Raw genomic sequence first — 22,985 nt, 5'->3', positions numbered from 1 at the left:
GGTGCCCCGTGTTCGCACTGCCGCTGACCGACGCCGCCCAGCTCCGCCCGCTGGAACCCTGGCAGGCCCAGGAGTTCCTCGCGCACATCGACCGCGCCCGGCCCCTGGTAGACCCGTGGATACCCTGGGCGACGTTCAGCACCGACCTCGGCTCCGCCACCGCGACCCTCCAGCGTTACGCCGACCGTCTGGCCGCGGACGGCGGCCGGATCCACGGCATCTGGCTGGACGGCACGCTCGTCGGTGGCGTCATGTTCACCCGCTTCGACTCCGCCGCCGGGACGTGCGAGATCGGCTGCTGGCTCGAGCCGGCCGGGCAGGGCAAGGGCCTGGCCACCCGGGCGTGCCGGGCGCTCGTCGACTGGGCGTTCGCGGAACGCGGGATGAGCCGGGTCGAGTGGTGGGTCGCGCCCGGGAACGTCCGCAGCGTCGAGGTCGCCCGCCGGCTCGGCATGACCCGTGAGGGTGTGCTGCGGCAGCGCTCTACGTACCGCGGGGTGCGGCGCGACAGCGAGGTCTGGTCGGTCCTCGCCGAGGAGTGGCCGCCCCCGGCGGACCTACCGGGCGTCGGCTACAAGGCCGGGATCGACCGGCTGATGCGCGACCTCTTCGGCGCCTTCACCACCACCGGCGGCCGCCGGCCCGACCTCGACGTCATCCGCCGGGTCTTCCTCCCGCAGGGGCTGATCATCAAGAACATCGGCGACGATCCGCTCGTCTACGACATCGAGGCGTTCATCGCGTCCCGCGAGAAGATGCTCACCGACGGGACGCTGACCGAGTTCTCCGAGGCGGAGGTCACCGAGCGTACCGAGATGTTCGGCTCGGTCGCGCAGCGGTTCAGCGACTACCGCAAGTCCGGCTTCCTCTACGGCGAGTGGTTCGAGGGCGCCGGCCACAAGACCGTCCAGTTCGTCCGGACGCCGGACGGCTGGCGGATCAGCTCACTGGCCTGGGACGACGAGCCCGCCGCCGACATACCCGCAGCCATACCCACCGACGAGCCCGCCCCCGGCGAACCCGCCGCCGAGGAGTGACGGCGCGGAACTTCGCGGTCCGCGCCTGAGCGCAACGCTCGCGCTCAGCACTCGACGCTCAGCGCCCAGCACTCGACGCTCAGCAGTCAGCGCTCAGCACTCAGCACCAGCGCTCAGCGCCATGAAAGACGACAGGGAGTGACCTTGCACGAGAGAGTACGCCGCGTTCACGCGGCTCTGCGTGAGCACGGCAGCACCGCGGAACTGGTCGAACTCCCGGCCCCGGCGCCCACCGCGGCGGAGACGGCCGCACAGCTCGGCTGCGCGGTCGGCGCCGTCGCCAACAGTCTGGTCTTCACCGTGGGCGGTGAACCGCTGCTCGTCCTGACCAGCGGAGCGCACCGCGCGGACACGCGGCTGCTGGCCCGCGTCCTGAACGTGGGCCGCGGCCGGATCCGGCGCGCGGATCCCGGCTTCGTGCTCGCCGTGACGGGCCAGGAGGTGGGGGGCGTGGCCCCGGTGGGGCACCCGCGACCCGTCCGGACGCTGGTCGACGTCGCCCTGGACGACCACGACCACGTGTGGGCGGGCGCCGGTCTGCCGCACACCGTGTTCCGTACGACGTTCACCGAGTTGCTGGCCCTGACCGGCGGCGAGTCCGCCGTGGTCGCCGACGAGGGGGCGGGCAGCGCCGCCCAGGGGTGACGCGGGCGCGGCGGCGCGGCGGAGGCGGGAGCCGGGAGCCGAGCCGGGAGCCGGGAGCCGGGAGCCGGGAGCCGGCAAAGACTCTCAGCCAGGGGTGACGCGGCCGCGCCACGAACCGGACTCGTCGCCGCGCGTCTCGATGAACTCCTTGAAGCGCCGCATGTCGCCCTTGACGCGCCGGTCGATCACGCCGATCCAGTCGGCCACCGTCTCGACCGGATCGGTGGGCTCGACGTCCATGACGAGTTCCACGCGGGTCCGGTCGTTCCCCAGGCTCTGGAAGCGGACGCTGCCGCTCTGCCGGGTGTCCCCGCTGATCGAGCGCCAGGTGATCCTGTCGTCCGCGAGCTGGTCCACGATCTCCGTGTCGAAGTCCCGCCGTATCCCGCCCATCTTGGTGATCCAGTGGTTGTGGGTGTCGTCGAGCTGCTCCACCGCCTCGACGCCCTCCATGAAGTTCGGGAACTCCTCGAACTGTGTCCACTGGTTGTAGGCGGTCCGGACCGGTACGTCGACCTCGACCGATTCCCTCACTGTGCCCATGGCCGTTCCTCCTTCTGTGCGAGACCGGAGCCCGGCGGTCGGCGCCGGGCAGGGGGCCACCTAGGGGGTGTCGTTTGGATCAGGTCGGATCAGGCCGCGGCGTCCGGTGCGGTGCCTCGCAAGGCGGAGGATCTGCCGTGTACTGGACGTACTCGGCTGATCCGACAACGCGGCGAGGTGCCGTGCCGGGCGTCGCGGACCCGAGCTGATCCAAACGACACCCCCTAGCCCGGGTGACCGGGTACCCGAGTCCCGAGTACCCCACCTGGCGGCGTTCCTACGTGAACGGCGGGGCGTCGCCGGTCATCCGGTCGGGGCGGGTGTCACGAGCGGCGTTCCGCGGTCGCCGCCACGATGCCGTAGGTGGCTGCGCCGTACAGCAGATGGGGCACGATGTCCGACACCCAGTCCGCGCCCGACCAGGTGGTCGGATCGCTCAGCCCCAGCCGCGCCATGGGGACGTCGGCGGCGGCCATGGCCAGGGCCCCGGTCGCCACGCTTCCCCACCACCAGGGCATCCGGGCGCCGGCGTCGTACAGCAGGCAGACGCACACCCCGACAACGCAGCCGACTCCGATGCCGGCGAGCGCGCCGAGGGCGGACAGCCGGTTGTCCCGTGTCTCGCCGGAGCCGGGGACGGGATGCCGCACGTCGCGGGCCAGCTTGTCCACGACCTGGGAGGGAACCCCGCTGGCGGATCTGCCGCGCCATGCCATGTCGGCGTAGCTCACGGCATTGAGCACGGTCGTACCGGCGGCGCCGGCCACGCCGCCTCGCAGAATGGTCCGGATCATGCCCGGCCGAGTTCCCCGGCCGCTCTGCCTGAATCATGAGCAACCCGACCGTCCGCGCGAGCACCCGGCGCGGGCCCGCGCCCGGCATCGCGCCCCCGGAAGTTGCCGATCCCGCCATCGGGGCCCCCGGAAATTGCCGATCCGGCCGGCGGGCGGCCGCCTAGACTGCGCCGGCATGACGACACCCCAGGAGACCGGCATCCGGCCCTTCCGCGTATCGATCCCGGACAGCGACCTCGACGACCTGCACCACCGACTCGACCGCACCCGCTGGCCGGACGAGCTGCCGAACGCCGGATGGGACTACGGCGTCCCACGCGACTACCTGAAGGAGCTGGCGCACTACTGGCGGCACACGTACGACTGGCGGGCGGCGGAGGCCCGCCTGAACCGGTGGCCGCAGTTCATCACCACGATCGACGGCGCGGACGTCCACTTCGCGCACATCCGTTCCCCGGAACCGGACGCCACACCGCTGATCATCACGCACGGATGGCCCGGTTCCGTCGTGGAGTTCGAGCGGATCGCCGGCCCTCTCACCGACCCCCGGGCACACGGCGCCGACCCCGCCGACGCCTTCCATCTGGTCCTGCCTAGCATTCCCGGCTTCACGTTCTCCGGCCCCACCCGCGAGAGCGGATGGGAGTACCGTCGAGTCGCGGCCGCTTTCGCCGAGTTGATGCACCGCCTGGGCTACGACCGCTACGGGGCGCAGGGCGGCGACTGGGGATCGGCCGTCTCCCGCGAACTGGGCCGCATCCGCCCGGACCGGGTCATCGGCGTCCACCTGAACATGATCCCCGGCGCCGGGGCAACGGCCGAGCCGACCGAGGAGGAACTCGCCGTCCTGAGCCCGGCGGAGCGGGAGCGCACCCTGGCCTCCTGGGAGCGGATGCGGGCGTGGAGCCGGGACGAGCAGGGCTACGCCGACATCCAGTCGACGCGTCCCCAGACCCTCGCCTACGCGCTCACCGACTCACCCGTCGGCCAACTCGCCTGGATCGCGGAGAAGTTCAAGCAGTGGACGGACTCCGCCGACCGGCCCGAGGACGCCGTCGACCGCGATCACCTCCTCACCAACGTGATGCTGTACTGGTTGACGGGGACCGCCGGTTCCTCCGCCCGTATCTACTACGAGCGTGCCCACGCGGCCTATTGGGGCAAGCCGCCCGAGCCGTCGTCCGCGCCCACCGCGTTCGCCTCGTTCCCGCAGGAGAACTTCATCGTCCTGCGCCACATCGCCGAACGCGGCGACAACATCGTCCGCTGGACGGAGTTCGACCGCGGCGGCCACTTCGCCGCGATGGAACAGCCCGCCCTGCTCGTCGGCGACATCCGCGCCTTCTTCCGGAGCCTGCGCGACACCGAACCGTCCTGACCGGGCCTCGCGACCGGCCACGGCGGCCCTGCCGGGGAGGGGAGAGGCGGCACGGCCGGACGGCACGGCATGGCCCAGCACGGTTCGGACGGCTCAACCCGGCGATTCAGCCCGGCAGTTCGGACCTGCGATTCAGCCGCAGGCCGGTGTGACGACTCAGCCGCGGGCCGGTACCGGCCGTCCTCGGCGCGTTCCTCCCGAGCCGGCGGCGCGCTCCTTGCGCAGGGCGCGCATGTAGTCGTCGAAGTCGACCTGGATGGTGTGGCGCTTGCTCGCGACGTACCGCCGGGCGAGGGACTTCTGGTAGCGGTCGATCTCCCCGTCCATCGCGGCGCGCGGCGGCAGGGCGTAGCGCCCTTCGAGGTGATCGGCGACCAGCAGTGACTGGCGTTCCGCGATCGGCATGATGGCGCCGAGCGGCTGGACGAGGCCGATGAAGTACAGGCCGGGCACGTCCAGATGGAACATGCGCTTGTAGAGCCGGATGTCGTTGTCGGCGCCGGGGTCGAGGAAGTCCTTGTCGAAGAAGGGGAAAGAGATCCGGTAGCCGGTGCAGTAGACGACGAGGTCGGCGGCGACGCGGCTGCCGTCGCTGAAGACGACGTCGGGGCCGTCGAAGTGGTCGATGTTCGGCTTCGGGGTGATCGCGCCGTGCGCGAGACGGTCCAGGATGCGGCTGGACATGGTCGGGTGCGCCTCGGCGAAGCGGTGGTCGGGATCCTGCAGCCCGTAGCGGGACATCGGTCCGGTGGCCGCCCGCATGAGGATCCGGGCCATCGGCCAGCGCAGCGCGGCGGGAATCATCTCGTGCCCGCCGATCGAGTCGTAGGGCCGCCCCCAGACGTACTTGGGGATGACGTGCACCCCGCGCCGGTGGGCCAGGTACGTCTCCTGGGCGTGGTAGCTGGCGTCGACCGCGATGTCCATGGCGGAGTTGCCCATGCCCAGCACGACGACCTTCCTGCCGGCCAGTTGCGACTCCTCCTCGTAGTGGTGGGAGTGCATCTGCTCGCCGGTGAAGGTCTCCGCGCCGGGGAAGGACGGTTCCGGCAGGCGCGGGTCCCAGTGGTGGCCGTTGGCCACGAGGACGGCGTCGTACCGGCGGGTCTCCCCCGTGCTGAGGCGCACGTCGAAGCCCCCGCCGTCGAGGGGTGTCACCTGTTCGACTCCCGTGGTGAACGCTATGCGGTCACGGAAGCCGAAGTGGTCGACGTAGGCGTCGAAGTAGGCGGCGATCTGGTCGTGGCGGGCGAAGTTCGGCAGGTGCTCCGGCATCGGGAAGTCGCTGAACTGCATGCGCGAGCGCGAGGTGTTGATGTGCAGCGACCGGTACGACGACGAGACGCCGTTGCTGTTTCCGAACACCCAGTTGCCGCCGACCCGGTCGGACAGTTCGAAGCAGTCGAAGTCGAAGCCGCGTTCATGCAGCACCTTGGCGGCGGCGATTCCGGAGGATCCGGCACCGATCACACAGGCCTTCGGACGGGGCGGGGAGGGCCGGGTGGCGGAGGTGGAGGCGGCTACGGGGCTGGACATGGATGTCTCCATGGCGGCTCGAAGGGAGGGACATGACTGGCGTGGCGATTCAGTCAGCCATGACCACTGGTCATATGACCGACGGTCACACTAGAGTCGCGGCCCATGACAGGCAACCCTTCAGTCGTCATCACATCGCGCCGCGGCCCCCGCGACCTGGAAGTACTCACCGCCACCCCGGCCGTCGAGAAGCCGGGCCGGCCACCCCTGCTGTTCGTGCACGGCCTCGGGCACGGCGCGTGGTGCTGGGAGCACTGGCTCGCGGCCTCGGCGGCCGCCGGGTACACCGCCCACGCGCTCTCGCTGCGCGGGCACGGCGGCAGCGGAGGCCGTCTGCGCACGGCCCGGCTGTCCCACTTCGTCGACGACGTCGTGCACGTCGCGGCCTCGCTGCCCCGGCGGCCCGTCCTGGTCGGCCACTCCATGGGCGGCCTGGTCGTCCAGCAGGCGCTCGCCCGCTACGCGGCCCACGCCGGGGTGCTCGTCGCCCCGGTGCCCGCGCATCCGGCTCTCGGCTCGCTGCTGTCCATCGCCCGCCGGCACCCGCTGGACGCCCTGCGCATGATGGGCGGCGGCTCCCTGCCACTACGGCCCGAATACCTCTTCGCCCAGCTGACGCAGGAGGAGGCGCTACGGCAGGCCGCCCGCTGCGGCGCGGAGTCGCCGCTGGCGCAGTACCAGCTCCTGTTCCACCGGCCGCCCGCCCCGCCACGCGGCGGAGCGCCGGTCCTCGTCCTGGCCACGCCCGACGACCGCCTGGTCCCGATCGGCGACGTACGCAGGACGGCACGACGCTACGGCGCGACCCTGCGCGAGTTCCCCGGCATGGGCCACGACCTGATGCTCGACCGCGACTGGCGCGAACCGCCGCTGACCACGCTGCTCGAATGGCTCCCCGGGGCCAGGGGCCCGGTCAGCGCGGACCCGACGGCTCCCGCACCCCGAACGCCGCCCGGAACACCTCGACAAGACGGATGACCGCGGCGGAACGGTCCTCGGACCGTCCGGTGCTCAGCCCCAGTACCGGGTCGAGTCCGGGATGGTGGGCCGCGAGCGCCAGATGGGGCAGCACCAGCAGCAGCATGGACAGGAACGCGTCGAGGTCCGCGTCCGCCCGCAGCTGCCCCCTGTCCTTCGCGTCCCTCAACAGGGGCCCCAGTACGGCCAGGTAGTGCTCGTTGACCACCCGGCGCACCGCGCCCAGCGCCGCGCTGTCCGGCTCCAGGTTCGCCGCGGCGGTCAGCGCCCGCTCCAGCGGGTGGTCATGGAAGTAGGCCTCCCACTCCAGCGTCAGACCGGTGAGCGCCGCGAAGAACCCCGCGTCCCAGTCGAGCGTACGGATCCGGAGTTCCATCGCGGCCCGGATGCGCAGACTGGCCAGCTCGGAGAGATAGGCGTACAGGTCGACCTTGTCGGCGAAGTACTGGAACAGGCTGCCCTTGGCCACGCGTGCGTTGCGGGCGATGGTGTTGAGGCTGCCGCCGGAGAAACCACGGGCCGAGAACTCGTCCTCCGCGGCCCGGACGATCGCCGCCCGCCTTGCCTCGGGCAACCGCTCCCATGTTCCCGTCGGCACCCCGCACCTCCCCTGCCATGACCACTGGTCAGCATCATGTCATGAAGCCGTGGAGATCCTGTCGCCATGCGGCGCGCAGGCGCCGGAACGGCTCTCGGTGACGGCGGGCCGTACGACTGCCGCGGCGGCGACGGCACTGTGCCGGGCCCTGTCGGACCTGAGCAGACTGTGGCCATGACCCGGACCGCCGCTCAGAGGGACAGATACAGGGCGATCAGCAGCGCGCCGAGCGTGAGAGCACCGCCGAACGCGGCACCGCCGTCCAGGACCGCGGCCGGCCATCGGCTGCCGTCCAACCGCGAAAGAACGGCCGTCAGCACGGTGGCGATCAGGGCGACGAACGCGGTGATCAGGATGCTCAGCGTGAGCGCCGTGCGGGACATCCGGACCATGACAGTGGCCTCCATCTCCTCGGTGAGACAGCACCGCGGCAAGGCGGGAACGTCATTCCGCGCAGAGTGAGCGCCGCTGGGCGGACTGAGCACGGACTCCTGCCGGTCGCGGTCGATGAAGCCGGCGATGAAGCCGGCGGTGAGGCGGGGAAGTGCTGGGGCTCGCGCGGGTAATCGGTTGCCGGGCCGGCGCGGTGCGTGGTCCCATCTCGCCATGAGCAGAGCCGCGGACGTCATCGTGCTGGCCCCTTACAGTGACGACGTGATGGAACCGCTGACCCGGGAGCAACCCGGGCGCAGCTGGCGGGGGCGGTTCGAACCGGTGCAGGGCCAGGACGGCGGCTTCGGGTACGGCTGGGCGATCGAGTTCGACAAGGAGCGGGGACGGTCCGGGCTCCTCAAGGAACTGGAGTCGCTGCCTTGGTCGAATCCGGGCGGGGTGCAGGTGCTGATCCGCGACCAGGACGACGACTGCTTCGGCCTGTGGATGATGTACGACGGCAAGCTGGTGGAGGTGACGTTGCCGCGCACGGAGCGGTTCCACCCGCCTGCACCGCAGACCGAGAGATACGCGCCGAACCCCGGCACATTGCTGCGCACTGACATGCACCAGAAACTGCCCAAGCACACACCGCCGGAACTCCGGGACCCCCGCCCGGCCTGGTAACGCATCGACGCCTTGGGGTCGTCGGGTCGTTGGGTCGTCAGGTCGTCGGGTCGTCAGGTCGTCGGGTAGCTGTGCCGCGCATGACACCTCCCGCCAACGCGCGGGATCTATGCGCTGACCTGCGGTCACGGTCGGATCGCCTGCTCACGTACCGATGCTCATCGGTAGCCGCCCGCGTTCCCGGACCAGCCCCGCGTCCGCGAGAGCGGGATCTGGGGCCTGAGCAACCAGTTATGGAGTGAGGTCGACCGATGGACATGTCCTCCCGAGAGATTCGCATGTCCCTCGACGAGGTCGTCGCAGTCCTGCAGGACCTGAACGAGTTCGTAGTCGCTCGGCGGTTGGCGCACGCCCGACGCGTCATCAGCGTCGCGCTGGATGCGCAGCTGAGCGAGGAGGACAACGCCGAGATCGACTCCCTGTGCGACCAGGGCCGCTTCTACGGCGCGGAAAGCGCCATCAGCCCCTCCCCCGACCAGCCCGGCTGAGACAGCGAGCGCAGGAACCGGATCAATCGAGGCGAGGAGTTCGACCGCTTCTTTTAGATCTCCCGGTCAATCGATGCCTCTACGCCCCGGCCACGAGTCCGCCCTGTGCCTCGCCGCCCCGGGTGACCGATGCTTACGTTGCGGTCGATGTGATTCGTTACCGTGTACGAGTTCACGCGCCCGTGTACCCGCCACAAAAGGCCCCGAAAGATTGCCAAACGGCTTGAAACCCGATAAGAGCACCATAGCCGCGAGCCGCGAGCCGCGAGCCGCGAGCCGCGAGCCGCGAGCCGCGAGCCGCGAGCCGCGAGCCGCGAGCCGCGAGCCGCGAGCCGCGAGCCGCGAGCCGCGAGCCGCGAGCCGCGAGCCGCGAGCCGCGAGCCGCGAGCCGCGAGCCGCGAGCCGCGAGCCGCGAGCCGCGAGCCGCGAGCCGCGTGGAGACTTGGGTTTGTCAGGGGTGGCGGCCTTGTTCGATAGCCGGCCACTGCGCGTGCCCGTGGGGCATGACGCCCACCGTTGGAGCACCTTCCACGGCGAACGCACCCTGGTCGTGGCCGCCCGTACGGTCACCTCGACCGTACGCGTCCTCGAAACGCTGCCGGCACTCCTGCGCGGCGACAGTCGCGTAACCGTCGTCTTCGCCCACGACCCCACCTCCGCCTTCAACGCCGGCGTCCTCGAACTCCTCCACGCTGCCGGGTGCCGGGTCGCCCCCTGGGAGCAGTTGGGGCACATCTCCCCCGACCTCATCCTCTCCGCCAGCGAGAACATCGACGTACCCGAAGGCGACTGCCCCGTGCTGGTACTGCCCCACGGCGTCGGTTTCCAGAAACGCGTGCCCGATTCGCGAAGTTCGCGCGAGAGGCTGTCCGGGGTCGTGCCGGATTCCCTGCTGGAGAGCGGGCGGGCCTGGCTCGCGGTCTCGCACCCGGCTCAGGAAGAGCAGTTGCTCGCCACCCACCCGAAGGCGGCCGGACGCACCCTGCTGGTCGGCGACCCTTGCTTCGACGAGCTGATCGCGAGCCGGACACGCAGGAAGGCATACAGGCAGGCGCTGGGCGTCGCGGACGATCAGCGTCTGGTCATGGTCAGTTCCACCTGGGGGCCCACCTCCCTCCTGGGGAGCCATCCGGACCTGCTCCCGCGTCTCCTCGCCCGACTCCCCTGCGACGAGGCCCGCGTCGGCGCGATCGTCCACCCCAATGTGTGGTCGGCCCACGGGGCCTGGCAGCTCCACAACCTGCAGGCCGCCGCCCTGGACGCGGGCCTGCTGCTGATGCCGCCCATCCATGCCTGGCGGTCCGCGCTCGTCGCCGCGGACGTCCTCGTGGGCGATCACGGCTCGGTGACGCTGTACGGGGCGGCGACCGGTACACCGCTGCTGCTCGCCGCGTTCGGTCACGAAGCGGTGCCCGGAACGGCCGTCCACAGCCTGGCGGCCGTCGCGCCCCGGATCGATCCACGGGGGGATCTGCGCCAACAGGTGGAGGACGTCGTACGCGAGCACACGCCCCAGCGGTACGCGACGGTCGCGGCGCAGGCCTTCGCCGAGCCGGGACATGCCCTCGCCCGGCTCCGTGCCGCTCTCTACCAGTTGCTGAAGCTCCCGGAGCCGGCTTCCCCACCACCGGCTTCCCTGGTACTGCCGGTGCCGGATCCACCTGCCACGCCGGTCACCTCGTGGCAGGTGACCTGCGACGTCACCGGGGACAGTACGACGCCGACCGTCACCGTGCACCGCGTTCCGGCGGCCGTGACCGCGTACGGCGGAGCCCGCCCGGAATCCTCCACCTGCTTCACGCACCTGGCCTGTGCCGACGACGAGCGTGACCTCCGCCTGACGGAGAGCGCCTCGGTACTTGTCCGACGGGACCCCGCCCCCACGCCGGTCGGCGCGCTGCGCTGGATCGAGGACACCCTCACCCGGCTGCCCGGAAGCCTTCTCGCCGCCTCGTCGGTGCGCGGGAGCAACTGTCTGGTGGGGCTCAGGGACGGCCGGGTGGTGGAGGTGGCTGTCACGGGCCCGGCGATGGACCCGTGCCTTCCGACGGCGGTCGTCTACGCCTGTCTGCGCGCGGGGCTCGCACTGGACGACGCCCAAGTGACGTTGCGGATCGGTGAGGTGCGGGACGAGGACGTCGTTCTACGACTCCGCCCCACCCTGTCACCCGGATAGCCGCCCGTTCCCGCCCGAAGAACCGGCCTCAATCGCCGAGTTCCCCCAACCGTCGCCGCAGTTCCCGCGCCCGGGAGTGACTGCCGAGCGCCTCGTGGATGTCAGCGGCCGCGCTCAGGCACTCCCGCACCAGTTCCGCACGGCCGCCCGCCCGCTGCGCGACGTCGGCGAGCTGCTCCCGGGCCTTCGCCTCGTACTCCATTCCCTTCGCCACGCCGCCCAGACCCCGAACCGCTTCTCGCAGTTCACGGATCGCTTCCTCGGTGTCGCCGAGATGACCGTGTACGACACCGATGGCGGCCCTCACCCGCGCGGCCATCCGCGTGTCGGGCTCCGCACGGCCCTCCAGCTCCCTCTGTGCCCGACGCAGCAGCACCAGTGCTTCCGCGTGATCACCTCGGGCGTCGTGAGCGCATCCGAGGAAGAAGACGGCGAGTGCGGCACCACGGGTTTCGCCAGCCTGCTCATTGAGTTCGAGGCAACGCCGGTACGCCGCGACAGCGCGGGCCGGCTCGACGGCATCCAGGTACCGGCCGAGGAATTCCTGCACGGAGGCACGCAGAACGAGGCGATCAGTCGCGTCGGCGAGAGCGACGGCCTTCTCCAGTTGCTCTTTCGCGCGGTCGTTCTCGCCGAGGTCCAGCAACGGGCGCGACAACAGGCTGCGCAGCCTGGCCTCCCCGGCCCTGGCGGCCTCCGCGTTCTCCTCCGTCGTGTCCGCGGAGGCCGCCGCTGCCGCAGCAGCCTCGATGCCCAGCTCCAGCGTCTCCCGCCACGCCCTGAGGTAGCGGCGATACAGGAACAACACCGAGAACCTCTCGGCAAGTTGCCAGCCGAGGGTGTACAGCTCGCACCTGACGACCGCACGCAGGATCGCCAGGACGGCGGGGTGTTCGGTGTCCAGCCACTCCAGCACCGGCGGCCCGTCGGCGGCGGCGAACGGGTCGTCCGCGTCCCGCAGCAGGTCCGAAAGCTCGGCGATCCGCAGCCGTTCCTTCCTGAGCGCCCGGTCGGCGAACGCGGTCAGGACAAGGTAGTGCGTGCCCACTCGCTCGGTCAGCGCCGCCTTTTCAGGTTCCGGCTCCTCCTCGACCGCACGTTCCCGGGCATGCAGGCGCACGAGATCGTGCATGCGGTACCGGCCGTCGTTCATGGCCTCCAGCAGGCTCGCCTTCACCAGAACGCGCAGCAGGCGCTTCGCGCCCTTCGTGTCGACGCCGGCGGCAACCGCGGCCACGCCGGCGTCGAAGGTGCCGAACGGCAGCCATCCGAGCAGCCGGTAGAGCCGGGCCGCGTCGGGCGACAGCAGCCGGTAGGAGGGCCCAAGAACCACGGACACCGAAGACTCCTCTCCGTCCAGTGCGAGTGCGGCGAGCCGGCCGGCCTCGTCGTCGAGTTCGGCGGCCAGTTCCGCCATGCCCGGGCTGTCACCGGTGACCAGCCGTGCCGCCACGACCTGCAGGGCCACAGGAAGGCCGCCGCACAGCTCCACCAGGCGCTCCGCGGCCTCCCGTTCGGCCTCGACCGCCTCCGCACCGCACCGGTCCCTCAGCAGCTCCAGCCCGCCGTGCGGGTCCAGGGGGTCGACGCGAATCAACCGGGCGACGTTCTGCACGGCCAGTTCACCGAGCCTGAGCCGGCTCGTGGCCAGGACAGCGCTGCCCGGCCCCTTGGGGATCAGCGCGCGGACCTGCGCGGGATGGTTCACGTCGTCAAGGACGAGCAGGATCCGCAGGTCGGCCGTCCGCGACCGGAACTGGTTGGTCCGCTCCAACAGCGAACCCGGCATGCCGATGTCGCCTCCCGGCAGCGACCGCAGGCACATGGCCAGGGCCTCGGAGACATCCGCCCCGGGACCGGCCATCGGTGTGACCTGGTCACGCAGGGCGGCGAAGTCCACGTACAACTGCCCGTCCGGGAACCGCTCCTGGGCCGTCTCCGCCCACCGCCAGGCCATGGCCGTCTTACCCACTCCGGGAAGTCCGTCCAGTACGTCGACAGCGACGGATCCGGCCCTCTCCACGCGGGGGCCGAGTGTGGCGTCCAGGGACGCGAGTTCGGCCCGCCGGTTGCTGTACTTCACGGTCACGAGCGGCACTTGATCAGGTCTGACCGCAAGGCCCGAAGCAGGAGTCGGCGCCGACTGGACATGGAAGGTGATGCCGCCATGGATGTGCGACCCCTGGAAGGCCGGACCGTGGTTCACCCCTCCACTGACCAGGTTGACGAAGGTGCGTGACGCGTCCGGCGCCACCGCGGACAACAGCTGGGCCAATTCCTCCGCCGCGCCGGGATCCCCCTGGAGGATCTCCTCCAGTCGCTGCCGCAGGCGCTCCTGGACCCGTTCCCGGGCATCGGCGTCCCCTGCCGTCCGCGCCCTGTCCAACTCCGCGCGTTCTTCCTGCAGTTCCTCCTCGGCAGCCGCACCCGGAGCACGCCGTCCGAAGAACCGGACCAAGCCACCCTTCGCCCGCTCCCAGGACTCCGACACGATCAGCCCGACCAGCGTCGTGGCCCCCGACGCGGCAAGAGCAGCCAACTCGGCTTCCACACAGCCCCCTTCGACCATCCAGCCCCACAGAACCTCGGTCACCAACCGTAGAGAGATCTTGGACGCTTGGACAGTCGGGCTCGCTGCGCACACCCGGCAAAGCTCCACACCGTACGCACGCAAATCGCCGGCCTGACACCCAGGAGGACCGGCAAGACGGCCATGCACCCTGCCGCACTGGGACGTACGACGACGGGGACGTAACCCGGCACACCGTCACCGGATGAGGCTTGCCCTCCGCCGAGTTGCCGTGGTCCGCCGCACACGTGCTCGTCGAAGTGGCCGCCGTCAGGTACAGCATCCCGACCATGGCGACCGCGACCGTCGTCCCCCGCGGCAGGACACGGGCCGGGGAACGGAACTCACCCGCCATGTGGGTGATCGCCTCCCACCCGGCGAAGCTCCACACGAGCGGGACTGCCGCCGGAGCGACCGCCGTCCGGCCATGGGGCGCGAAGGGCCGCGAGGCGCGCCCCTCGACCGGCGAGCGCGGAACCCCGCCCTCTTCGCGACGATGCCGATCGGAGCCCCCGATCATGAGTTCCCGCGAACTCGGAGCGAGGCGCGGGCGGCCTCACCGCTCACGGCCTGGCTCGTAGCCCCTCGTACAGGAGGTCGAGTACCCGACCTACCTGCTCGCGCTCCTCGAGCACGCCGGCGACCATGGCGATGCCGCTGAGCGACACCACGACATCGTCCGGATCGACCTCGGGTCGCGTGACTCCTGCCGCCGCGGTCGCCGACAGCAGCTCACCGACCACGTCATCGAGCCGCTCACGGCTCTGCGCGAACGGGTTCCCGCCTGCGGCCACGACGGCCCGGATCGCATCCGTCAGACCGATCTTGGTGGCCCAGTAGTCGACGAAGCGGTCCATCCAGACGCGCAGGGCGTCGGCGGGCGGCATCTCCGCGAGGAGCTCCCCGGCCGCAGCGCACACGGCATCGAGTTCCGAACGGTATGCGGCCTCGATGAGGTCCTCCCGCGCCGGAAAGTGGCGGTAGACCGTCCCGACCCCCACGCCCGCTTCCTTGGCGATCTCGGTGAACGGAACATCCGGACCGCGCTCCACGAACAGCCGCAACGCCACCGCGGTGACCAGTTGTCGGCGTACTGATCGCGCCCGCCGCCTATGGCCTACCATCGAAGAAGCCGGACTTCAGGTCCCCGATGATGGTGTCGAGTGGATGCCCACTGACGATGAGCGGTCCACTCCAGGGCGCGCTGAGCGCGAAGAGCAACGCCAGGCTCAGCCCGACCACACTCGCAACACCCACGACGAGCAGTGACGTTCGCAGGCTGCTGCGGAAGACCAGTGCGCCAGAGTTCACGATCAAGGCCAGTCCGCTGACCACAAGCGTGACCAGGTAGAGCGCGGGGACGTCGCGCGAGGCGGCCGCGACGCGGGCGCGACGACTGCTGGTGACACCGTCCAGGGAAACCACCAGCTCCGTGCCAGTCGGGGTTCCCGCCTCGGGCCGAGCCGCCTCGGTGCGCACACTCCGCTCCAGCCGTGCGATCGCGCGAGCGGTGGCCGGGTCGTCACCGGACGCCGCTGCTGTACCCGCCCATTCCCTGACACGCGTGGTCTGCAAGTAGTCCAGCAGTGCCGCATGGATCGGCTCCGACTGGACTCGCGGACTTGTCGCCGCCCATGCCAGGCGGGAGGCCGCGGCCGCCTCGTCGCTCACCAGTCCCTCTGCTGCGCGCAAGTAGCCGGCCTCGCTGGCCAGCGAGAGTGCCGCGAAGATCGCGAAGGCAGCGCCGAGTGTCGGCATCAGGGGCGTGGCGATCTGCGGCACCCGGTCCTGTTCCCCGACCGGTACGAGCGCCCGGACGCCGACCCGCGCAACGGCCGCGACCAGTAAGGCAAGTACGAGCCCGCCCACAACCAGCACCACCGCCGGCAGCGAGGTCAACCAGTTCACCACATCACCTACAACGCGTTCCCGCGAGGGCCACACGGCGGCGGTGTGTCGGCGCCCGCGACCTGGAGGTCCTCGTCGATCACTTTCAATGAACGCTCCATGATCACAGGTCGAAGACCTCTGACGCTCGCGACGCCCGGCACGGCCTCTTGCTTCGTTGGCCCAACAGCCGAGTACGGCCCAGTGCGGGGCTGTTCTGGCAACGACCGCCGCGCCCGTCTCACTTTGCGTCTCATCCAGCCGGGTCCACCGTCGTTCAGCCGAGACCGGAAGCCGATCCCAATCCGGTGGCGAGCCGTCCATGAACACAGGTGCACTCCCCCGTGCACACACCCACACCCAACCAACACAGTTGGAAAGCGTTGCGCCTGCCCTCGGCCGCGGCGAGAAGTGGTGCGCGCCCGGCGCAGGCAGGTCATCGCTTGGCCATCGACGAAGCCCGACCGGCGGAACCGTCAGCCGCTGTCCGGCAGCTCAGAGAGGTTCCCCGCGGCCTCCAGCCGTCTCTTGAGGTCGGGAAGCCGTCCTCGACACACCGGGCACAGGTGGCCGGCAGCACGGGCACGCCGCTGCCCCGCGGAGGGCGGAAAGTGTGCGCACCGACGGACGATATGGCGCACCTTGACTGGTCAGGGTGCGCTTCAGCGAAGTCAAGTGCGCTGGTCCCCAACTGGTTCCCAAAAACGATCAAGGGGCCGTCCCGGATTTCTCCGAAACGGCCCCTGATCTGCGACTCTTTCGAGTCGGGACGACAGGATTTGAACCTGCGACCCCTTGACCCCCAGTCAAGTGCGCTACCAAGCTGCGCCACGTCCCGATGCACTCACTCGCGGTGACCCGCGTGATCGCGCGAACAGCACTTTACCCCACGTACGGGGCTGTATCGAAGACGGCCCCCTGCGCGGAGGGACAATCGGTCTCATGGGAGACACGGACACGGCTGCGGGAGGGCCGGCCGACGGCCGGGACCGGGACATCGCCGGGCGGGCGCGGAGCGCCCGGCCCCGGGACGGGCTGGGGCGGCCGCTGCCGTACGGCTCGGCAGGGGTCGAGCGGCAGCCCGAGGGGGTCGTACGGACCCCGGAGGAGACGGTCGCCGAGGCGCGGGCACTGATGGCGGCGGGGAAGCCGTTCCACGCGCACGAGGTGTTCGAGGACGCCTGGAAGTCGGGCCCCGAGGACGAGCGCGCTCTGTGGCGGGGCATGGCCCAGCTGGCGGTGGGGCTCACGCACTCGGCGCGCGGGAACACCACCGGAGGCGCGCGGCTGCTGCGGCGCGGGGCGGGCGCGGTCGAGGCCTGGGCTGCCGAGCGGGGCGAGGACCGGCCCTACGGAGTGGACATCGCCGGGCTCGCCGGCTGGGCCCGGGAGCTGGCGGCCCGGGTGGAGCAGGGGGCCGGACCGGTCGACGCGGGGGCGGAGGCACCTCGGCTCGGCCCCTGATGCCCCGGCCGGCCGCCACTGATGACGCCATGGCCCACGTCATGGCCCACTCCAGGGCCCACTCCAGGGCCCGGCCGCCATCGCTCACGCCCTGGCGGCCGGGCCCTTGTCCCCGCGGCCCAACCCCTGTTGCCGCGCCCCCGGCCCCGTCGTCGCGGGCCGTGAGGAGGCGGTGGACGCTCTGTCAGTGGGATGGGGCAGACTCGGGGTGTGCGAAAGATTCATGTCATCGGTATCGGCGCGGGCGACCCCGACCAGCTGACCCTGCAGGCGGTCAGGGCGCTGCGTGGCGCGGACGTGTTCTTCCTGCTCGACAAGGGTGAGGTGAAGAGTGATCTGACTCAGCTCCGCCGGGACATCCTGGACGCGCATCTGCCCGAGGGGTCGTACCGGATCGTGGCGGTCCGGGACCCGGAGCGGGACCGGAAGGCGGGCGGGGACGCGTACTCACCGGCCGTCGGGGACTGGCGCCGTGCCCGCGCCGGGATCTACGAGCGGCTGATCGCCGAGGAGCTGGGCGAGGACGGCACCGGCGCGTTCCTCGTCTGGGGGGACCCTTCGCTGTACGACAGCACGCTGGGCATCCTGGAGGAGGTGCTGGAGGGCGGCGCCGTGGACTTCACGTACGACGTGATACCCGGCATCAGCAGCGTCTCCACCCTGGTCGCCCGCCACCGCACGGGGCTGAACCGGGTGGCGCGCCCGGTGCAGATCACCACCGGGCGGCGCCTCGCCGAGGGCTTCCCTGAGGGTGTGGACGACGTCGTCGTCATGCTCGACGCGCACCAGGCCTTCCGGGAGTACGCCGGCGAGGACATCGACATCTACTGGGGCGCCTACCTGGGCACCCCGGACGAGATCCTCGTATCCGGACCGATCGCCGAGGCCGCTCCGCGCATCGAGCGGCTGCGGGCCGAGGCCCGCGAGCGCAAGGGCTGGATCATGGACACGTATCTGCTGCGCCGGCACCCGGACAAGGGTTAGGGCCTGTCCGGCTGATCACGCCGCAGACGCGGTCACCGGGTCCCGAACCCCAGGCGGTCCAGTACGGCCGGCACGTCCGGTACGGCGGTGACGCCGGGTGGCAGGCCGGGGCGGCGTACGACGACGACGGGGAGGCCGAGTTCCCGGGCGGCCGTCAGCTTCGGGGCGGTCGCCGCGCCGCCGCTGTCCTTGGTGACCAGTACCTCGACGCGGTGGACGCGCAGCGTCTCCCTCTCGTCGTCGAGGGTGAACGGGCCCCGGGCGAGGACCACTCGGGTGCACGGGGGCAGTGGCGGGTCGGGGTGCTCCACGCAGCGGATGACGAAGTGCCGGTCCGTCAGGTGGGCGAAGGCCGCGAGGCCCAGGCGGCCGGTGGTGAGGAACACCCGGCGGCCGAGCCGAGGCAGGGTCTCGGCGGCCACGGCGAGGGACGGGACGGAGTGCCAGAGGTCGTCGGGGCCCGGCTGCCAGCCGGGGCGGCGCAGCACGACCGCCGGGATTCCGGTGGCCCTGGCCGCTGCGGCCGCGTTCGCCGTGATCGACTCGGCGAAGGGATGGGTGGCGTCGACCAGGGCGTCCACGTGGTGCGCGCGCAGCCACTCGGCGAGCCCCTCCGCGCCGCCGAAGCCGCCCGTGCGCACCTCGCCGTCCAGCGCGCCCGGCCGGGCGACCCGGCCCGCGAGCGAGGTGGTGACCCGGACGCCGGGGCGGGCGGCGAGGTCGGTGGCGAGGCGCCGGGCCTCGGTGGTGCCGCCGAGTATCAGGACGTGCGGGGACATGGGGGTGAGGGTAGGGGATGCGGTGTCGCGCCATGGTCCGTCCGCGGGGCGTCCCGGAAGGCGGCCCTTAGCTCAGCAGCAGCTCCAGCGCGCCCACGACCGTCGCCGCGATCACCAGTCGGTCGAAGAGCTGCTGGTTGATCTTGTTCACGGCCCACTTGCCGACGAACGCGCCGGGTACGACGAACACCACGAGCGCGGCGTCGAGGAGCAGCGAGCGGCCGTCGATCAGGCCGAGGCCGGCGCTGAAGGGGACCTTGGCGACGTTCACGATGAGGAAGAAGAAGGCGGACGTGCCGAGGAAGCCGAGTTTCCGGAAGCCGGCCGAGAGGAGGTACATCGACATCACCGGGCCGCCCGCGTTGGCGACCATGGTGGTGAACCCGCCGAGGACGCCGTAGGAGCCGGCCTTGACGCGGCCCGCCCGGCCGGTGACGGCGTCCGGCTCGTCCTCCGTCCCGGCCTGGCGCCGCCGCCACAGCGTGACCCCGGTCATCAGCAGCAGGATCGCGCCGATCGAGGTCCGTACGATCCCGTCGTCGGCCCAGACGAGGAAGAGGGTGCCGGTCACCACGCCGACCGCCACCGCCGGGAACAGCCGCCACAGCGTGGGCCAGTGGGCGTGCCGCCGGTAGGTGAGGACGGCGAGTACGTCGCCGGCGATCAGCAGGGGCAACAGCACGCCGGTGGAGGCGCGGGCGGGCAGGACGGCCGCGAAGACGGCGAGGCTGACCGTGTTGGCCCCGCTGACGGCGGTCTTGGAGAAGCCCACGAGAAGGGCTGCGAGGGCGAGGGCGGCGAACTCCCAGCCGGATATGTGCCAGAGCGTCATCGTGTTCATGCGGAGACCGATGCTATGTGCACACATCCGGGCCTGGTAAGCGCTGTCCCGCGATTCGAAGCGATCCGGGTCGATCCGAAGCGGTCCGGGGCTGATCCGGGGTCGATCCGAGGCCGATCTCGAGCCGTCCGAAATCGATCCGGGGCCGACCTTGAGCCGTCCGGAGTCCATCCGGTGCGATTCAGGGCCGCCCCGGTGCGACGCGAAGCGATCCGGGGCCGACCCGGTGCGATCGCGGGCGCGCGCCCGCGTCAGCCGCTGTACCGCGTCCGGAGTTCCCGCTTGAGCACCTTCATGCTCGGCCCGAGCGGCAGGGCGTCCGTGAACTCCACGCGCCGCGGGTACTTGTACTTGCCCAGGTGTTCCTTGGACCACTCGGTGATCCCGGCGGCGTCGGGGTCGGTGCCCGGGGCGGGTACGACGACGGCGCACACCTCCTCGCCGTGCAGTTCGTCGGGCAGGCCGATCACGGCGACCTGGGCGACGCCGGGGTGGCGCATCAGGATCTCCTCGATCTCCCGCGGGTACACGTTGTAGCCGCCGCGGATGATGATGTCCTTCTTGCGGTCGACGATCCTGAGGAAGCCGTCCTCGTCCTTGACGCCGAGGTCGCCGGTGCGGAACCAGCCGTCGACCAGGGCCTCTGCGGTGGCCTCCGGGCGGCCGAGGTAGCCGGAGAAGACGTTGTGGCCGCGGATGACGACCTCGCCCAGCTCGCCGGGCGGCAGGAGTTCGACACGGTCCTCGGCGTCCGCGCGGGCGATCTCGACGTCGACGCCCCACAGCGGGTGGCCGATGGTGCCGGCCCGGGTGCCGAAGACGGGCTGGTTGACGGTGGCGGTCGGGGAGGTCTCGGACAGCCCGTAGCCCTCGTAGATCCGCGCCCCGAACGCGGCCTCGAACCGCTCCAGAACGGCCACCGGCAGTGAGGCCCCGCCGGAGACGCAGACGCGCAGTTCGGGCAGGGCCGCCGCGGACTCGGCGGCCGCGGCCAGCGCGACGAACATGGTCGGCACGCCCTGGAAGGTGTTCACGCCCTCCTTCACCATCAGCTCGATCGCGCGGGCCGCGTCGAAGCGGGGCAGCAGGACGAGTGTGGCGCCCGCGCGCCAGGTGGAGTTGAGCGACACCGTCTGGCCGAAGGCGTGGAAGAGGGGCAGCGCGCCGAGCGCGATGTCGTCGGCGCGGATGTCGTTGGCGTCGAAGGCGTTGACGGTCGCGTTCATCACGATGTTGAAGTGGCTGAGCACGGCGCCCTTGGGCACGCCGGTCGTGCCGCTGGTGTAGAAGACCACCGCCGGGTCGTCGGCGTTCCGGGTCTCGTACGACGGCAGCGGCTCGGCGTCGGCCGCGAGCTTCTCCAACTCCTCGTCCAGTACGACCACTCGGACTCCGAGGGCGTCGGCGGCGGCGCGGCCGGTCTCCGCCTGGGCGGGGTGCACGAGGAGCAGCGTGGCGCCGCTGTCCTTCAGGACGTGTTCCACCTCGCGCGCGGACAGCAGCAGGTGGACGGGGACGACGACGCCGCCCGCCGCCGTGATCGCGTAGTAGGCGACGGGGAATTCGGCGGTGTTGGGAGCCATCAGGGCGACCCGGTCCCCCGGCCGTACGCCGAGTCCGGCGAGCGCTCCGGCCTGGGCGAGGGAGCGCCGCCACACCTCCCCGAAGGACAGCCGCAGTTCGCCTTCGACGAGTGCCGTCTTGTCGGGGCGGCGCCGGGCGTTCTCGGCGAGGATGGCGGCGACGGACAGGGTTGCCATGGGGTGGTGCTCCGTTCCTTGCTTGCCTTGCTGCTCGTGTTGCTGCCGGACCTGCCGGCTCCCCGTGCGGGAGCCCCGGTCGGCTCGTGGCCGGGTCGTGTCCGCGAAGTGACGTCGTCCGCCCGCGGGTCGCGGGCCGGGCGGGACGTCGCGGACACGGCCTACGGCCTACGGCCTCTCGACCAGGACCGCGCTGCCCTGCCCGACGCCCACGCACATGGTGGCCAGGCCTCGCGCGCCGCCGGTGCGGCGCATCCGGTGCAGCAGGGTGGTGAGGATGCGGGCGCCGGAGCAGCCGAGCGGGTGTCCGAGGGCGATCGCGCCGCCGTAGGGGTTCACCAGGTCGGGGTCGACGCCCAGTTGGTCGACGCAGGCGAGTGCCTGCGCGGCGAACGCCTCGTTGAACTCGGCCTCCTGGAGGCCGGCGACCTCCCAGCCGGCGCGGGCGAGCGCCTTGCGGGTGGCCGGGACCGGGCCGATGCCCATCACGTCGGGGTGGACGCCGGCCGAGGCGCCGGCGACGTACCGGCCGAGGGACTCCAGGCCCAGGTCGTTCAGGGCCTCCTCGCTGACCAGCAGGAGTCCGGCCGCGCCGTCGTTCATGGGCGAGGCGTTGCCGGCGGTGACCGTGCCGCCGGCCCGGAAGACCGGCTTCAGGCGCCCCAGCTTCTCCAGCGAGGTGTCCTCGCGGACGCACTCGTCCTGCTCGACGACGACGCCGTCCGGGCGCTCGACGGGCAGGATTTCGGCGTCGAAGTGGCCGTTCTTGCATGCCGCTGCGGCCCGTTGGTGGCTGCGCAGGGCGAACTCGTCCTGGCGGTCACGGGAGATGCCGTACCGGTCGGCGACCTCCTCGGCGGTCTCGCCCATGGACAGCACGCCGTGGAGGTCCTTCATGGCCGGGTTGACCAGGCGCCAGCCGAGACGGGTGTCGTAGGTCTCGATGCGCGGCGGCAGGGCTTCGTCCGGGCGGGGCAGGACGAAGGGGGCGCGGCTCATGGACTCGGAGCCGCCCGCGATCACGATGTCGGCCTCGCCCGCGGCGATGGTGCGGGCGGCCGCGGTGACCGCTTCGAGGCCGGAGGCGCACAGCCGGTTGACGGTCGCGCCGGGCACGGAGTCGGGCAGGCCGGCGAGGAGGGCGCCCATGCGGGCGACGTTGCGGTTGTCCTCGCCGGCCTGGTTGGCGGCGCCCCAGTAGACGTCGTCGATCCGGGCGGGGTCGAGGGCGGGGGCCTCGGCCACGAGGTGGCGGATCACGGTCGCCGCGAGATCGTCGGGCCGCAGGGAGGACAGGGCTCCGCGCAGCTTGCCGATGGGGGTGCGGCGGGCGGCCGCGAAGTGGACGGAACGCACGACTTGGACTCCTGACCGACGACGCTGTGGATCAGCACGTACCTGACGTGTGTGGTGGCGGTACCTCTTAATTAGCACTGCTAGTTTTTGACTATAGACCGCGCACCGACCGC

General features: G+C 71.4%; 22 protein-coding genes and 1 tRNA gene. 9 read left to right on the top strand and 14 right to left on the bottom strand.

Going from position 1 to position 22,985, the window contains the following annotated elements; genetic code table 11:
• Window positions 1-8: 8 nt before the first annotated feature.
• Window positions 9-1,037, top strand: coding sequence for a GNAT family N-acetyltransferase (locus OIB37_RS31170; protein ID WP_330460945.1), 1,029 nt, complete (start codon window positions 9-11; stop codon window positions 1,035-1,037).
• Between the two features lie 138 nt (window positions 1,038-1,175).
• Window positions 1,176-1,682 (top strand): YbaK/EbsC family protein, encoded by a 507-nt coding sequence (locus OIB37_RS31165; protein WP_443058226.1) that lies wholly within the window; start codon window positions 1,176-1,178, stop codon window positions 1,680-1,682.
• Between the two features lie 84 nt (window positions 1,683-1,766).
• Here OIB37_RS31165 and OIB37_RS31160 read toward each other — a convergent pair whose 3' ends face one another.
• Together OIB37_RS31160 and OIB37_RS31155 are read right to left on the bottom strand one after the other, a co-directional pair.
• On the bottom strand, window positions 1,767-2,225 hold the full coding sequence (locus OIB37_RS31160; RefSeq protein WP_330460943.1) for an SRPBCC family protein: 459 nt from the start codon (window positions 2,223-2,225) through the stop codon (window positions 1,767-1,769).
• Between the two features lie 323 nt (window positions 2,226-2,548).
• Window positions 2,549-3,019, bottom strand: coding sequence for a hypothetical protein (locus tag OIB37_RS31155; RefSeq protein WP_330460942.1), 471 nt, complete (start codon window positions 3,017-3,019; stop codon window positions 2,549-2,551).
• A gap of 175 nt (window positions 3,020-3,194) precedes the next feature.
• Between OIB37_RS31155 and OIB37_RS31150 the strand changes: the two genes are divergently transcribed.
• On the top strand, window positions 3,195-4,397 hold the full coding sequence (locus OIB37_RS31150) for an epoxide hydrolase family protein (RefSeq protein WP_330460941.1): 1,203 nt from the start codon (window positions 3,195-3,197) through the stop codon (window positions 4,395-4,397).
• 156 nt (window positions 4,398-4,553) lie between these two features.
• Here the strand turns inward: OIB37_RS31150 and OIB37_RS31145 are convergent, their stop codons facing one another.
• Window positions 4,554-5,933, bottom strand: coding sequence for a flavin-containing monooxygenase (locus OIB37_RS31145; RefSeq protein ID WP_330460940.1), 1,380 nt, complete (start codon window positions 5,931-5,933; stop codon window positions 4,554-4,556).
• 105 nt (window positions 5,934-6,038) lie between these two features.
• On the opposite strand from OIB37_RS31145, the gene OIB37_RS31140 reads away from it, so the two are divergent.
• Window positions 6,039-6,911, top strand: coding sequence for an alpha/beta hydrolase (locus OIB37_RS31140; protein ID WP_330460939.1), 873 nt, complete (start codon window positions 6,039-6,041; stop codon window positions 6,909-6,911).
• Here OIB37_RS31140 and OIB37_RS31135 read toward each other — a convergent pair.
• Together OIB37_RS31135 and OIB37_RS31130 are read right to left on the bottom strand one after the other, a co-directional pair.
• Window positions 6,847-7,509 carry a TetR/AcrR family transcriptional regulator gene (locus OIB37_RS31135; protein WP_330460938.1) on the bottom strand — a complete coding sequence of 221 codons (663 nt, stop codon included), beginning with the start codon at window positions 7,507-7,509 and terminating at the stop codon, window positions 6,847-6,849. The two genes, OIB37_RS31140 and OIB37_RS31135, sit on opposite strands and share 65 nt — an antisense overlap.
• Window positions 7,510-7,700: 191 nt before the next feature.
• On the bottom strand, window positions 7,701-7,916 hold the full coding sequence (locus tag OIB37_RS31130) for a hypothetical protein (protein WP_330460937.1): 216 nt from the start codon (window positions 7,914-7,916) through the stop codon (window positions 7,701-7,703).
• A 199-nt stretch (window positions 7,917-8,115) separates the two neighbouring features.
• On the opposite strand from OIB37_RS31130, the gene OIB37_RS31125 reads away from it, so the two are divergent.
• The 3 genes from OIB37_RS31125 (at window position 8,116) to OIB37_RS31115 (ending at window position 11,232) form a co-directional block, all read left to right on the top strand.
• Window positions 8,116-8,568, top strand: coding sequence for a hypothetical protein (locus OIB37_RS31125; protein ID WP_330460936.1), 453 nt, complete (start codon window positions 8,116-8,118; stop codon window positions 8,566-8,568).
• Window positions 8,569-8,846: 278 nt separating this feature from the next.
• The gene (locus OIB37_RS31120) at window positions 8,847-9,056 is read left to right on the top strand and encodes a hypothetical protein (protein ID WP_330460935.1); all 210 of its coding nucleotides are present in this window, start codon (window positions 8,847-8,849) and stop codon (window positions 9,054-9,056) included.
• Window positions 9,057-9,546: 490 nt separating this feature from the next.
• A complete protein-coding gene (locus tag OIB37_RS31115) occupies window positions 9,547-11,232 on the top strand; it encodes a hypothetical protein (protein ID WP_330462036.1) in 1,686 nt (561 codons plus the stop codon).
• A gap of 28 nt (window positions 11,233-11,260) precedes the next feature.
• Here the strand turns inward: OIB37_RS31115 and OIB37_RS31110 are convergent, their stop codons facing one another.
• From OIB37_RS31110 to OIB37_RS31090, 5 genes are all read right to left on the bottom strand, one after another.
• Window positions 11,261-13,438: an NB-ARC domain-containing protein gene (locus OIB37_RS31110; RefSeq protein WP_443058293.1), complete on the bottom strand. Its 2,178-nt coding sequence runs from the start codon at window positions 13,436-13,438 to the stop codon at window positions 11,261-11,263.
• Window positions 13,335-14,321 (bottom strand): amino acid permease, encoded by a 987-nt coding sequence (locus OIB37_RS31105; protein WP_330462034.1) that lies wholly within the window; start codon window positions 14,319-14,321, stop codon window positions 13,335-13,337. The genes OIB37_RS31110 and OIB37_RS31105 overlap by 104 nt, the downstream gene beginning before the upstream one ends.
• 43 nt (window positions 14,322-14,364) lie before the next feature.
• Entirely contained in the window at window positions 14,365-14,871 is a 507-nt protein-coding gene (locus OIB37_RS31100; protein ID WP_330460934.1) for a TetR/AcrR family transcriptional regulator, read from the bottom strand.
• A gap of 40 nt (window positions 14,872-14,911) precedes the next feature.
• Window positions 14,912-15,709 (bottom strand): bestrophin-like domain, encoded by a 798-nt coding sequence (locus OIB37_RS31095; RefSeq protein ID WP_330460933.1) that lies wholly within the window; start codon window positions 15,707-15,709, stop codon window positions 14,912-14,914.
• A gap of 743 nt (window positions 15,710-16,452) precedes the next feature.
• Window positions 16,453-16,526: transfer RNA gene (locus tag OIB37_RS31090), tRNA-Pro, on the bottom strand.
• Window positions 16,527-16,630: 104 nt separating this feature from the next.
• Between OIB37_RS31090 and OIB37_RS31085 the strand changes: the two genes are divergently transcribed.
• Window positions 16,631-17,152 carry a DUF309 domain-containing protein gene (locus tag OIB37_RS31085; protein WP_330460932.1) on the top strand — a complete coding sequence of 174 codons (522 nt, stop codon included), beginning with the start codon at window positions 16,631-16,633 and terminating at the stop codon, window positions 17,150-17,152.
• A gap of 210 nt (window positions 17,153-17,362) precedes the next feature.
• The gene (gene cobF / locus OIB37_RS31080; protein ID WP_330460931.1) at window positions 17,363-18,136 is read left to right on the top strand and encodes a precorrin-6A synthase (deacetylating); all 774 of its coding nucleotides are present in this window, start codon (window positions 17,363-17,365) and stop codon (window positions 18,134-18,136) included.
• A 32-nt stretch (window positions 18,137-18,168) separates the two neighbouring features.
• On the opposite strand, the gene OIB37_RS31075 is transcribed toward cobF, so the two are convergent.
• From OIB37_RS31075 to OIB37_RS31060, 4 genes are all read right to left on the bottom strand, one after another.
• The gene (locus OIB37_RS31075; RefSeq protein ID WP_330460930.1) at window positions 18,169-18,915 is read right to left on the bottom strand and encodes a cobalt-precorrin-6A reductase; all 747 of its coding nucleotides are present in this window, start codon (window positions 18,913-18,915) and stop codon (window positions 18,169-18,171) included.
• Window positions 18,916-18,982: 67 nt separating this feature from the next.
• Window positions 18,983-19,756, bottom strand: coding sequence for a sulfite exporter TauE/SafE family protein (locus OIB37_RS31070; RefSeq protein ID WP_330460929.1), 774 nt, complete (start codon window positions 19,754-19,756; stop codon window positions 18,983-18,985).
• 251 nt (window positions 19,757-20,007) lie between these two features.
• Entirely contained in the window at window positions 20,008-21,516 is a 1,509-nt protein-coding gene (locus tag OIB37_RS31065) for a long-chain-fatty-acid--CoA ligase (RefSeq protein WP_330460928.1), read from the bottom strand.
• Window positions 21,517-21,684: 168 nt separating this feature from the next.
• Window positions 21,685-22,872 carry a thiolase family protein gene (locus OIB37_RS31060; RefSeq protein ID WP_330460927.1) on the bottom strand — a complete coding sequence of 396 codons (1,188 nt, stop codon included), beginning with the start codon at window positions 22,870-22,872 and terminating at the stop codon, window positions 21,685-21,687.
• Window positions 22,873-22,985 lie beyond the last annotated feature (113 nt).

Origin of the sequence: Streptomyces sp. NBC_00820, assembly GCF_036347055.1 — a bacterium.
In the GTDB taxonomy this organism is placed as follows: Bacteria; Actinomycetota; Actinomycetes; order Streptomycetales; family Streptomycetaceae; genus Streptomyces.
Note: the sequence above shows the minus strand (reverse complement) of the source record. Positions and strands in the feature narration are given on the sequence as shown.

Excerpts from the sequence above, each read along its gene's own strand:
- OIB37_RS31130 (WP_330460937.1), bottom strand. The coding sequence starts at position 7,916 with ATGGAGGCCACTGTCATGGTCCGGATGTCCCGCACGGCGCTCACGCTG.
- OIB37_RS31155 (WP_330460942.1), bottom strand. The coding sequence starts at position 3,019 with ATGATCCGGACCATTCTGCGAGGCGGCGTGGCCGGCGCCGCCGGTACG.
- OIB37_RS31075 (WP_330460930.1), bottom strand. The coding sequence starts at position 18,915 with ATGTCCCCGCACGTCCTGATACTCGGCGGCACCACCGAGGCCCGGCGC.
- OIB37_RS31085 (WP_330460932.1), top strand. The coding sequence starts at position 16,631 with ATGGGAGACACGGACACGGCTGCGGGAGGGCCGGCCGACGGCCGGGAC.
- OIB37_RS31125 (WP_330460936.1), top strand. The coding sequence starts at position 8,116 with ATGAGCAGAGCCGCGGACGTCATCGTGCTGGCCCCTTACAGTGACGAC.
- OIB37_RS31070 (WP_330460929.1), bottom strand. The coding sequence starts at position 19,756 with ATGAACACGATGACGCTCTGGCACATATCCGGCTGGGAGTTCGCCGCC.
- OIB37_RS31065 (WP_330460928.1), bottom strand. The coding sequence starts at position 21,516 with ATGGCAACCCTGTCCGTCGCCGCCATCCTCGCCGAGAACGCCCGGCGC.
- OIB37_RS31120 (WP_330460935.1), top strand. The coding sequence starts at position 8,847 with ATGTCCCTCGACGAGGTCGTCGCAGTCCTGCAGGACCTGAACGAGTTC.
- OIB37_RS31145 (WP_330460940.1), bottom strand. The coding sequence starts at position 5,933 with ATGTCCAGCCCCGTAGCCGCCTCCACCTCCGCCACCCGGCCCTCCCCG.
- OIB37_RS31105 (WP_330462034.1), bottom strand. The coding sequence starts at position 14,321 with ATGATCGGGGGCTCCGATCGGCATCGTCGCGAAGAGGGCGGGGTTCCG.
- OIB37_RS31150 (WP_330460941.1), top strand. The coding sequence starts at position 3,195 with ATGACGACACCCCAGGAGACCGGCATCCGGCCCTTCCGCGTATCGATC.
- OIB37_RS31140 (WP_330460939.1), top strand. The coding sequence starts at position 6,039 with ATGACAGGCAACCCTTCAGTCGTCATCACATCGCGCCGCGGCCCCCGC.
- OIB37_RS31160 (WP_330460943.1), bottom strand. The coding sequence starts at position 2,225 with ATGGGCACAGTGAGGGAATCGGTCGAGGTCGACGTACCGGTCCGGACC.